The 11,909-nt window shown below is 61.0% G+C and carries 10 protein-coding genes; 2 read left to right on the top strand and 8 right to left on the bottom strand.

The window, feature by feature from the left end:
- Window positions 1-140 precede the first annotated feature (140 nt).
- The 5 genes from ACILQR_RS12460 to ACILQR_RS12480 all read right to left on the bottom strand — a co-directional run bounded on the left by ACILQR_RS12460 (window position 141) and on the right by ACILQR_RS12480 (window position 5,023).
- Window positions 141-1,844: a hypothetical protein gene (locus ACILQR_RS12460; RefSeq protein WP_395651725.1), complete on the bottom strand. Its 1,704-nt coding sequence runs from the start codon at window positions 1,842-1,844 to the stop codon at window positions 141-143.
- Window positions 1,845-1,959: 115 nt separating this feature from the next.
- Window positions 1,960-2,133, bottom strand: coding sequence for a hypothetical protein (locus ACILQR_RS12465; RefSeq protein ID WP_395651726.1), 174 nt, complete (start codon window positions 2,131-2,133; stop codon window positions 1,960-1,962).
- Window positions 2,134-2,364: 231 nt separating this feature from the next.
- Window positions 2,365-3,036 (bottom strand): ABC transporter ATP-binding protein, encoded by a 672-nt coding sequence (locus tag ACILQR_RS12470; protein ID WP_395651727.1) that lies wholly within the window; start codon window positions 3,034-3,036, stop codon window positions 2,365-2,367.
- Window positions 3,036-4,199, bottom strand: a complete 1,164-nt coding sequence (locus ACILQR_RS12475) for a chain-length determining protein (RefSeq protein WP_395651728.1) — start codon at window positions 4,197-4,199, stop codon at window positions 3,036-3,038. Before ACILQR_RS12475 ends, ACILQR_RS12470 begins: the two co-directional genes overlap by 1 nt.
- Window positions 4,200-4,243: 44 nt before the next feature.
- Window positions 4,244-5,023: an ABC transporter permease gene (locus ACILQR_RS12480; protein WP_395651729.1), complete on the bottom strand. Its 780-nt coding sequence runs from the start codon at window positions 5,021-5,023 to the stop codon at window positions 4,244-4,246.
- Between the two features lie 248 nt (window positions 5,024-5,271).
- Between ACILQR_RS12480 and ACILQR_RS12485 the strand changes: the two genes are divergently transcribed.
- Both ACILQR_RS12485 and ACILQR_RS12490 read left to right on the top strand, forming a co-directional pair.
- Window positions 5,272-7,125 (top strand): hypothetical protein, encoded by a 1,854-nt coding sequence (locus ACILQR_RS12485; protein ID WP_395651730.1) that lies wholly within the window; start codon window positions 5,272-5,274, stop codon window positions 7,123-7,125.
- Window positions 7,122-8,777 carry an alpha-L-fucosidase gene (locus tag ACILQR_RS12490; RefSeq protein WP_395651731.1) on the top strand — a complete coding sequence of 552 codons (1,656 nt, stop codon included), beginning with the start codon at window positions 7,122-7,124 and terminating at the stop codon, window positions 8,775-8,777. The genes ACILQR_RS12485 and ACILQR_RS12490 overlap by 4 nt, the downstream gene beginning before the upstream one ends.
- Before the next feature lie 174 nt (window positions 8,778-8,951).
- On the opposite strand, the gene ACILQR_RS12495 is transcribed toward ACILQR_RS12490, so the two are convergent.
- The 3 genes from ACILQR_RS12495 to ACILQR_RS12505 form a co-directional block, all read right to left on the bottom strand.
- A complete protein-coding gene (locus ACILQR_RS12495) occupies window positions 8,952-9,581 on the bottom strand; it encodes an NUDIX hydrolase (RefSeq protein WP_395651732.1) in 630 nt (209 codons plus the stop codon).
- Complete coding sequence (locus ACILQR_RS12500) at window positions 9,578-11,098, bottom strand: glycosyltransferase (RefSeq protein WP_395651733.1); 1,521 nt, start codon at window positions 11,096-11,098, stop codon at window positions 9,578-9,580. Before ACILQR_RS12500 ends, ACILQR_RS12495 begins: the two co-directional genes overlap by 4 nt.
- Window positions 11,098-11,909 (bottom strand): glycosyltransferase (locus ACILQR_RS12505; protein WP_395651734.1); only part of this gene is annotated, 812 nt, incomplete at its 5' end. The genes ACILQR_RS12500 and ACILQR_RS12505, both read right to left, overlap by 1 nt.

Here is an 11,909-nt window from a genome sequence, read left to right on the forward strand (position 1 = left end):
CTCCTCGTACCCCCAGAACCCCGGTCCGAACGGGACGCGCTGAACAGGCCACTGGCGGATTGGCGCGGCGTGTTCTGAGCGATCGGACACGGCGCTCACCGAGACTTCCGCTCCGCCGGTGACCGGGCCGCCCGGCGTGATCAGGCGTCCGCAGACGCCCCGCTCGATTCTCCGGAGGCCTGCCCGCTTTCGTGGGACCAACGCTCGACCAGTTGTTCCAAAGCAGGGGAAATCAAGCGGACCGCAGCCTGGTCAGGCTCCTCCTGCCACCCGCGAGCCAGGGTCTGCGTCAGTTCGTCCGCCTCCACAGTCGTCGCATGAACGCCCGAGGCCGCGCGTTCCCAGAACGCCGCGTTCGGAGGCGAGGTGTCAAAGGGTCCGAGGAACCCTGAACCTGTCGGCGACAGGATCCGGTTCCAGGCCATGAACATTCGGGCCGTGCTTCGATGCGTCTTTCGTCGGGCCTTTGCGACGGCACGTTCGATACATTCGAAGTAGTTTCGCACATCCTTGGCGACCTGCGCCAGGCCGAGATCGCTGTAGGTCCCAAGGCCTGCGAGCAGCACGGGCAGCCCCTCGGCGACCATTTCAAGGCCCGGAGTGCCACGGACGGTGAGCCCCAGGACGCACTTTTGCGCCAGTTCAACGTGGGGAATCTGGGTCCTAACGAACGCGATATTGGGACAGTGCGCATATTCGGCTTCGAGCCGGTTGATGCTGAAAGCCAGATCGAAATTCCCGTCGTATGGGTGAACCTTGATCAGCAGATTGTAGCCGCCATGCTTGGCGGCATGTTCGAGCGTGGCCTCGACCCACTCAAGATAGTCGACGAACACGCTTTCGTCGGAACTGGGCTGGTCGGTGAACGTCTGTGTGAACAGGCAGACGCAGGGCAGGCCCTCCTCAAACGGCCAGGACGGTTGCACGGCCTGGGTTGCACCGACCCAACGCCAGTTTTTCGACAATTCGTACGCTCGCCCGTGGCGCACTGCCGCGAACCGGGCCGCCGACCGGGATTTCCCGACGCGCTTCTGAAACCGTTCAAACGCCTGGGCATCGGCGCGTCGCATCTGGCCGTGCAGTGTCAACCCCGGCGCGTTGCGGCGCAGCAGATAGATCGGGAGCCGGACGTCGACATGGAAGTGGACGCCGATGCCACCTGCGGCGATGGCGCGTTCGACCGCAAGTCCCCAGGGCGCGTAGTCCGCGTGCCCCGTAACGAAGGCGGCAGGAGGTTGATCCAAAAGCTGACGACAAAGCCAGGCGTCCAGCCGGGCGAAGTCGTCGATCGCCGAGTCCAGCCAGGGTCCGCCGATGAGTTCCGGCATCAGCTGAGACCGCAGGACGGTCCCATGGAGAAACCGCCCCAGATGCACAGCGCCGTCGCACATGGCCGTCAAGGCCCGGATCGCCTCCGCAGGCACGACCTCGCCTTCAAGGCGGTTTCCGATGATTTTTCTGAGCGCCTCTGCGTTCTGCTGCGAAGTCGGTGTGTCGACTTGGGATTGTGGAACCCTGATGATCTTTCGGATCCCGAACGAGCGGATCAACTTGAGATCGACGTCCTTGGGAGGCAGATAGGCAGACCGCCGAACCACGCCGGGATTGCCGACAATGCCCACCAGGGGCAGGCCGAACAGATGCGCCACCGCTCTGCCGATCACCAGGGACCGCATTTGATAATGCAGGTTGTCATGCATCAGATCGACGTAGATGGTCCGCCGACCGGCTCGGGTTCTCTCCAGCGACACCTCGGTCAGAAGGTTGTTCAACCGAAGAAAATCCGCCTTCTTGGAATGTTCCGTCATAGCCGAAGACGACCCGCTCTCGGTGATGGCCTGCATATCGGTTCACTAGAGGATGATGAAGCCAGCGCCAACCCGAACCCAAGGTTTTGGGCCATGCGAGCCCGCTTCCGACACGGCGTAATTCAAGCACCGAGCGCGCACTACGTCGTCCTTATCCGGCCCGGCAATTCTCGACGGCAGCGACAACCACGCCACGTAACTCAAAGCCATCGTCAGCGAGACCGCCGAGAGTCGTCATCAGAAAACCGAACGAAGTCTCCTCACTGTCGACCGTGAACTCCACAGCCCCATTCGACACGATGTCGACCATTCCGGCGAACTTCACGCGCCGCGACATCCTGACCAAACCGTTCCGCTTACGCGGCAATCAAGAGCTATAGCCCAACCAGCGATCAACTCCCCGATGAAACGGACGACATAACAGCCGCGCATCCAAGTCAGATAGGGTTCGAAAACCGTAAGTGTTTGGCCAAGGCGTTCGTCGTGGCGCAAACTCATGCAGCTGCGCGATTCCTACCAGGCCGTGTCCGAGAATGGCTCGACAAACAGAACCCGCTCAGGCGGCACGCAACCAAGAATAGACGTCGATCGCCTCGCGCACGTCATCGAAAATCTTGGCCTTGCCGCTTTCGATGATCAAGGCGCGGTCACAGTGCTCAGCGATCATATTGACGTCGTGAGAGGCCATCATGAAGGCCCTATCCGCGCGTGCCTGGAACAGTTCCTCATTGCATTTGCGTTGAAACCGCGCATCCCCGACCGACACGAGTTCGTCGATAAGGTAGCAATCGAACTCGATCGCCAGGGACAGCCCAAAAGCAAGGCGGGCACGCATACCCGAAGAATAGATCTTGACCGGCTCTCTCAGGGCGCGTCCCAACTCTGCGAAGTTGTCGACCCGTTCAAGGATATGCTCGTATTTGCGACCGTAAATTCTCGCAATGAATCGAATGTTGTCCAGTCCGGATAGACTACCCTGGAAACCTCCTCCGAACCCAATGGGCCACGACGAGGACATTCGCCACCGGATATGCCCCTCGTTCGTCGGCAACACACCGCCAAGCATCTTGATCAGCGTCGATTTGCCCTGACCGTTTCGCCCCAGAATGGCCAATCGTCCCGTTCGACCCAGTTCGAAATTCAGGTTCGAGAAAACTGGAGTGTGGGTCCCGTGATAGGTTTTGGACAGATTCTGGACGCTAAGCCCGATGTCTCCGACGACAGGCATCAGTCCTGCCTGTGCTCACGCGCACCGGCCCAGATAAACCAGCCGAGGCCGTAGGCCAGCAAGGTCGAAATCAACACTGTCAATATTGAGACCAGCCGGCGTGGCTCGGACGCTTCGTCGGGCAGACTCGGCGCGACGATACGATCGAGGTAGAGCTTCTGGCGACGAGCCTCGGCCTCCGCGTTGGTCAGGGCAGCGGTGGCGGCCGTCAGTTCGCGATCGGCGAACTCGCGATTCAACGACAGATCCTCGTAGGCGCTGAGCTTGGGTGCCAGCGAGCCTGTGTCGCCGGCGATCTTGGCTCGCTCGCGCGCGATCTGACCCTCATAGGCCGCGATACGGCTGTTGATGATGGGCAGTTGCGGGCTGGAAGGTGCCTCGCTCATAACTTGGGCACGCTCAGCTTTCAGCTGGGCAACGGTGGACAATAGCCCTCCGATCAGGCGCGTACTCTCGGTCGCCGTGGTTTCGGGGTCAATGAACTGTTCGCGATTACGGAAACCGGTCAGTTGTTGCTGGGCTTCTGACAGCCGTTGGCGGGCGCGATCGCGTGCATCCGTCGCTTCCTTGATGGCATCGGCGGCGGCCCGTTCATTCATCCGGTTGATCAAGCTCTCACTGCCGACGAGCAGAGCCTCGGTCATGCCGCGGGCTTCACGTGGCGTGAAGGCCTCGACCCTCAGGGTCGTGATACCGGTCGACGAGTCGTAGCCGATGTCCACGAACCGTTGAAACCCCTTGAAATAGCCCTCGTTGGTCCGCTTTTCCCAAGGACGCGGGAAACGGGAAAAGGCGTCCGAGCCAGCCGGTGCCAGCACCTTGGCAATGTCGAACTGCCTGGACACGTCCTGAAACGCATCGCGGGAGTTGACGTATTTGTGGACGGCAAACGCGTCGGACTGAGTGGTTCCCAGCCCGACGCCTTCAAGGGCAAACCCAAGGGATGATGGCTGCGACGCATTCGCGGCCCTGACGATGAACATCGTCTCCGAGACATACCGGGGTGAGGCAATCAGCAGATAATAGACCACGGTCAGCACGGTCGGCACGACCACGACGATCACGAAAGCCAGCGGCACGCGTTTCCACCACGGCCTCGGCTTCTTGTCGTAGGTCAACGCCTTTGGGATGGGGCCCAGATAGGTAAGATTCGGATCGGTCATATGAATTCCATGGGGCAGCCCGAGCTTAGCACGCACAATCGACGTCAGTCGATCAGAACGCGATCCTTGGCGTCGGATAGCAGCACGATGCCGGAGAAAAGCAACACAGCGCCCCAAGCGAAGGCGTACCAGGGGTGGTAGTAGACGTGCACGAACTCACCGAAGACCGCGCCACGGACCATCTCGACTCCGTGCGGCATGGGGATCAGGAGATAACCCTCCCTGTATTTTTCAGGGATCAGGGAAGCCATGGTGAAACAGCCGGACGCCGGGATCATTGCGTAGGTCAAGACGGGGACAATCCGCTCCATAATCTCGAACCGCACGGAAAGCGCCGCGAAGAGATATGACAGGCCGAACGCCACCCAGCCGTTCAAGAACCAACCCCCATAAAACAGCATCCAGTTCCACGGCAGCTCGCATTCTCCGAGAATGATGAGGGCGGCATAGACGATCACGAAGGCGAGGGTGCCCCCCATGAACTCGGAGATGCTCCGTGCAAACATGACGTGATTGATGCTCACCTGGCGGTGATGAAACAGACCGACGTTGGACTGGACGGCACCTATGCTGCCGGTCACCAGATGTCGCAGGATCAGCAGGCACATATAGCCCGTCATGACAAAGGGACCGACGCGCACGCCGTGTTCGTACTCAGGTTTGATGAACCCCCACATGATCAGCACGCCGACGCAGAACATCAACGGCTCGCCGATCACCCACAGGAAACCTAGCCCCTGGCGCCCAAAACGCGTGGTGACTTCCCGCATGATAAGGGCACCGATGAGGGTCGAGTGCTTCTTCACTGCCGAGGCAAACGCCATGCAACGCGGATCCTGTCATGCCTGTCATCTCACTCTTACTCATTCGGCCGTGATCATGGAAAGCCATATCCGCCGTATCGGTCCGTATTTTCACTTTTGGCGACAGGTGCTTGGGGAGCCGGAGCGTCGTAGTGCACAGAGGCCGTATCCTCCCGCAAAAGACCTTGCGCTAATCCTGCGGGGACGGCTAAGGGTCGATCGGTCTGGTTGACGTCCGACACGCGTGACGAGTGCCAAAAGGGGACTGGATGTTGGACGACACCGCAGCGGTGTTCGGCGAGGCGCTGATCACAACGCCTACCGATGAGGTTCTGACGGCTCCCCTGTGGCACCGCATTGAGAGCGACCACCTCGGATGCGTCAGGGTTCTTTTCGATCTGCGGACGCGTCATTTCACCACCGGCATTGCCCTCAACGAACGGTTCTCGCACCGGCTTGAACTCAGTTGGCTCGTTTACTCAGCACGCGACGGGCAGTTGATTGGGCAGATCGTCCAGGACGACTCGTCCTATCAGCATCCGGACATCTACCTGACCCTGCCCGAGCAACAGGAGATCATCCTTGTTCCGAGCGCGCCGTACATTTCGAACTCGTCGATACCCGTCGAGTCGAGGGCGCACCTGACGACGTTCGAGCCACAGACCTACCGCTACGAAGTCAACATGGGCGCGGCGACCGACGGGGCACTGATCGGCGACCGGTGGTCGTACCGTGAGGGTCGATTGACCTTCATGAACTTCTTTCACAACAAGGCATTCCGGTGGGGACTTGATCGTGCCGAACTGATTTTGCCGGTCGTCCCCGGTGCCGACCATCGGGTACGCATCAACGCCTTGCTGCGGACTGCGGTGGCAATCGAGGTCGAAGGGGAGGTCGTCGAAACCCTTAATCCTTCGAGTGACGGCGTGCGCTGGCACGATGACGACATAGGTTTCACCATCCCGGGCCGATTGGCGTCCGGGCCGACGGTGAGGATTCGCTTCCTTTTCATCGGTGACAACTGGAAGAACCTTGAGTTCAATCTCCGCCAGGAGGGATTCACTCTCGGAAGGATCGTTGTCGATTCGTTCGGTCGTACCGATCCGGAACTGCCGATGCGGCTGGCCCGGACCATCTGGCGAGACCTGGCGGCCGGATCGGTGCTTGCACGGGACTTCCTGGCAGAGCGGCAACCGGATCTGGTTTGTCAGACGGCGATTTTGGTGTCGAAGGTCGAATTCGATCTCGTCGATCGGTATTTCGCGCCACAGCAGCATTTCTGGTGCACGCTACTCGGCCTCGCGGACGGCCTGTTGAGTTCCGGCGCGAGCGTGGTCTTCCAGTCGACGGCCGCGATGTCCGTCGAACAGAGCACGAGCGTTGTCGTAGGCCCGCTTCGCTTCGACATAGCCGCGCACGCAGAAGCTTCGGCCGCATTGTCGGCAGCGCCGGCCGGAGAAGAAAACTGTGGCGTGATCCTCAGTCTCTCGACGTCGTCACTGGCCCTGTGCGGTCTCGGCGTCGGAAGCGAGTTGCTGGGGACGTTCGCCTATCGCGAACTCTACAATGTCGCGTTCGAGCCGGGACGCCTGAGCAACTACTGGGAGATGATCGTCTCCCAGCCTGACTACTGGCAGGCGGTCGAGCTCAACGTCTATGAGAACGTCCTGCTGGGCCGGATTTCGACGACCAGGGCGCTGGTTCTTGCGAGCGGATGCGCCGAAGATTGGCTAGAGAACGGCAGTGTCGACTCGCGGTTCGTGCTCGATCGCTTCTGCAAGGCCGTGGCCGGACCGGCGGCTCTGCGTGCCGGGAACCGGCCCTGTGCCGTCAATTTTGTGTCGGGTCGCGCGCTAGTCGCTCTACTCGATGAGCGGTTTGCGGTCCGGTCACAAGGCGGCGGCATCGGTCGGGGGTTTCCTGCGTTCCAGGGGCCAACCAACGATCTGGCTCCGATCACGCAGCGGCTGGAGGCCGGCGACGCCAGCGAGGTTCACGGGATTTACGGCCAACAGATGCGTCGCCTCGTCGCAAAGGTTTCAGCGGAACCGTTCACCGTCATGAGTGCCGGTGTCCGCGCCGCGGTTCTGGACATCGATCTGGACGCTGGGGCTGCCGGATGAAAATTGCCATTCTCGTTGACAACCACCTAGACGCAAATCTGGAGAACTATCCACTTCCGGATCTCAACGTGGATGAGCTTGCTCAGTTTCTCGATGATGTTCGGCCGACCAGACTGACCGTGTTCGCGCTGGGTCACGACGGACTGGCCCAATATCCCTCGTCGATCGCCAAGGTCGCACCGGGGCTCCGGTACGATCTGCCCGAGCTCTGGCGCAAGCTCGCGCGCGAGCGCGGGATTGATTACGCGCTGTATGCCAGCACGCTGAGGAACGATATTCTCGTACGAGAGCGCCCTGACTGGGAACGCCAACGGATGGACGGCGTCTTGTCCGGTCGAATTGACCACGCTTCACCGTATGTCGACGAGTGGCTGAAGCCTTTCCTGACCGAGCTTCTCGATCGCTACGATCCAGACGGCTTCTTCTTTGACGGCGACTACTGGGCGGTCGGCGAAGGCAAGAACGAGCATCGGCGTCTGGCCGGGCAGCGGCTGATGGGATGGGCGGGGCCCGTGGACGCGGAGTCCGTCGCGGATCAGCGAAAACTCACCGTCGAAACCTACGGCGAATATATCGAAAATCTGGCGAGCTTTCTGCACCAGCGCCCTCGAGAACTGAAGTGCTCGGTAAATCTGGCTTTCACTTTTCGACACCCCATTCCGCCCCCCAAGGGCCTTTCACTGATCACATCCGATCTCCCGCCTTTTTTCGGCCCCCTGGACGCGTGGATCGAAACGGCGGTCGTTCTCGACCCCGGCCAGGAACGCGAGGTGGTGATGCCTCTCTTTGTGGAGCCAGAGGGTGGCGGTAGAAAGTATCCAAAGGCACCGGATCAACTGGTGCATGAAGTGTCACCGCTGCTAGCCGCCGACGAGTCTGTCCACGTCTACTTCCCGATGACGCTGGAGGGCCGGATAGACACATCTTACACGGCATCCCTGAATGAGATGCGGGCCGAGATCGAACGGCTTCAGCTGGCGGCGACGATGACCGCGCCGGTGTTCGAGCCCGATGTCCTTTGTCTGGCCGACAGCGAGGCGCTCCAGCAGTCGCAGGATTTCGCAAGACTTCGTGGAGCCATGCTGGGTGCGAGCGTGGCGGGGCTGAACGTCGGCGCGGCGGCGACAGCCCGCTGCGCGGCACGTCTGGAACGGGTGCGAACCTTGATTGTGCCCGACGGCAAGGCCCTGTCCTCGGCGGGGCAGCGCGTGATCGAAAAGGCGCTCGATCTCGGAGTGTCGGTCATCGGCCACGACGATCCGGACTTCGCGGCACGTATGATCCGCGCCAACTGGGACGTCGATCAGGATCTTGTGGACCGACTGCTCGGGGCCTACGGCAAGTCCGGAATTGTTACACCCTGGTCGGGAATGAAGATCGAGCGTCACTGGTCTGTCTTCGTTCGGGGGCTGCTTGCCCCGGACGGTGCCTGGCGCCTTTTCTTCTGGAACAGCGTCGAGAAGGGGGAGCAGTTGGGACGTCATGTCCTCAACAAGGGATCAGGCTACGCTGGCCGCGTGCGCGTACAGTTGCCCGAGTCTTTGCGGACGCATCGGGTCTGGGGCTATGCAGATCAGTCACTCGCCACGCCCCAGACGATCGAGTTCGAGCTCACCGGGCCGTTTGCCGTGATTGAAGGCGGTCGTGCCTAGAGCATAGTGGATTACGTCAGGGCCACTTGCCGATTCTGACGCAGGTATTGCCCAGGCCCTTGCAACACCGGAATGCGGCAGGCCGGGGCGTGGCCTCTATGTGCTCCAATCATGTCTCGCGTCCGCAGCGGCGGAACCGGCAGCGATTTGCAGGCTATCCGTGGACCTCTGGTCTCAACGGTTCAGGAATTCGGCACCCAGGGCCGGCTGTACGTTTACGATCGGGCCCGAGAAAAGTTCGGGCCGACGCAGCCGCAGAGCCTGAAGCAGGAATGCCGTCTTGAGATCGGGTAGACCTCCAGAAAGGAGAAGACACCAGAGCACATCCAGGTCTTGCTCGACGACGGTGATTTCTTCGCCTTCTTCGGACAGACCACCGCCTGGAGAGACCCGGTCTGCGTGGCTGTACTCCGCGATGAACAGGGCGCTGAGCTCGGACGAGACCGCGGGCATGGTCCAGGCCTCCATGATCCGCTCCAGCGTTCCCAGCCGAACGCCACACTCTTCGAGCGCTTCTGCTCTGGCGACCTCCTGGCTCTCGCGATCGTCGGCTCGCCCGGCCGGGGCCTCGAGAAGGTCCTCGACACCGGCAAGGACCACGGGCGCGCGGGCCATTGTCACGAGCAAGGCGCAGCGCCGCACAGGATCATAGGGCAGTACGGCCGTCGAGCGCCCGTGATCCTCGACGTGCCGGGTGACGTTCATCCCGCTTCGCAGCGTGAACGTCACCCGTTTCAGTTCGGTCCAGTCGGAATACACCGTCTCGATCGCTGTGACAGGCGCAAGCGATCGAGGGTTGTTCACTCGAATATGATCGAGGTTATCGCGACGCTCAACGCCCGTGGATCGGCACCGCCCGTCAGGGCCTGCCCTGCGAACAGCCTGATTTCATTGAACTTCCTCAGGCCCTCTTCGGGCAGGGGGAAGGTCGTGGACTGGGTCGCGTCCCCCACGTCGATCGAACCGCAGAGCGAGCCGTTGAGCACCACGGCCAGCTTTTGTCCGACGATGGACTGGGGCGCATGACAGGTCACCGTCATGCAGGTGCTGGTGCTCAGTTCGGCGGAGTTGGCGAACCGGATTACGCCGACCGTTCCGTCCATCCAGACAAAGCCAGCTTCATCGTGCGACCAGCCGCTGACGAGAAATGGTCTTGTCTCAGACGTCCCGAAGCCCATCACGGTCGTGGACAACCGGGGCACAAGGCCGGCCTCATCGTCGTCCGGGAAGGTCGCAGGCCGCTGTGCCAGGGACCGCTTTTCATCAAGGGCCGGTGACATCTTATGGATCAACGGCGTGCTGCGACGCAGGAACTGGAGATAGGATCCGAACCCGGCGAGGTAGGCTTTCGGGATCTCATTGGCCAGCATCGAGGCATTCACCTCGGCGATGTCAGGCGCAGGCGTTGTCTCGATCCAGTCGATCATTTCCGGAATTTGGGCAAGCCACGCGTTGCGACCGTCGGCCACGGACTGGCGGCCGTTCATGCCAAGTTCGTAGGCAAGCTCCCAGTTTACATGCGGAGGTCCGTCGATTCCCAACGTATAGAGAATGCCGCTCTGCCAGTTCGCGATGTATTCATTGTGGGTGCTTGCGTCGTGCGCGATGACCATCATTCCCGACGCCATGGCCTCAAGGAAACCCATGCCGATACCTTCGCTGAGCCTCGGCGCGAAATAGACATTGGACTGGGACATGATATCGTCCAGCTCGGACGCGTTTTCAAACCACTGCGACGTGGATATCTCGGTGTTGCCGAATTGGGGCGGCAGAGCGGTCTCGGTGGTCCACGGGATGTCCGGTGCCTGGTGGATGTGCAACTTGTCCAACTGGTTGCCGATAACTCTGGCAACCATCTGCGTGTTGATCGGGCTGTCGGGGCGCCGCTCCCAGAAGAAGCCGTTGAGGCTGTTCATGCGCCGCACGGGGTTCGGCGAGACTTTCGGGAAATACTTCACCAGCAGCGAGGTGCCGCCGGCGCGTTGAATTTTCACATGCAGATGGCGCGAGAAGGCCACAAAGCGCGCCTGGTTCGCCATCTGCCAATGCCCCTCGGGCATGTGTTCAGAGCCATCGAACATGGGGATGACAACGGTAGGCAAGCCCTTCGCAAGAAAGATGGGGGCCAGGAAATCGAGCTGGTAAACGACCGCTATGTCGTAGTCCGCGGCCGAAACGTCAAAATTGGTTTCGTGCAGCTTGTCTGGATCGACGTAGACGAGCGTGACGTCAAACGCCTTCTCAAGGATATCGAGCATGAAGCGGTTCGACCGCGTCCTGAGGTGGAACGCGTGTCCGATGTAAAGGATTCGACGTTTCATCACCCGCGCTCCGACCGGAACCAGTTTTCATAGGAACAACGCACGTCCAGATAGAACCGCGCCCGCGCCTGTCGAATTCGCTCGGCCATTTCATCACGGCCGCCGTTCGCCAGTCGCCGGATCGCAGCCGGCATCTGTGAAGGCTCATCGACCAGATCACCGAGGCCGTAGTACTCGACCTGCCGCGCAAAGGCCGTGCCCCTGAGGGTGATGCAAAGTCGGCCGACGCTGGCGGCTTCCATCATCACCGCAGACCCCCGCAGCCGGTAAACGTCCCTGGCGTAGGGCAGAAGCACGATGTCGCTGTCCCGATAGAGGTCATGCATCTTCTCGGAAGTGATGACCGGGTCAAGCAGGGTCACGCCTCTCAGGGCGTAGAGTTGCGACGTGTAGGAATCCCAGTGCTCGTGCCCCTTGAGGGGCAGGGTCTGGGTCACGAACTTCAGTCCCATTTTCTTGGGCGGGTTCGCCATGCTTTCACGGGCGATCGCGAACAGATCCAGAAACCCTTTGTCGAGCCGCGCGGACCCGGCACAAAGCACGGTGAAGTCGTCACCATCCGGCAGCGGAACCTGTTCGGACGTCTCGGGATAGGGCGTCACAAAGGTCGTGAGGCCGGTCAGTCCGCTGATCAGATCGGCATACTCCGGCGTCTCCGCAGACAGGCGAATGTCCAGCCCCCCCTCCGAAGCCGCGCGGACCCGCTTGAAGAACTGCGCCGAACCGTCATCGTAGTACGGCGACGAGCCCTCAAGGACGCCGATGAGGCGAATATAAACCGTCGGCCTCCCGGTTTGCGGGGTATCCGCCA

This window comes from Brevundimonas sp. (genome assembly GCF_044239655.1).
Lineage (GTDB): Bacteria > Pseudomonadota > Alphaproteobacteria > Caulobacterales > Caulobacteraceae > Brevundimonas.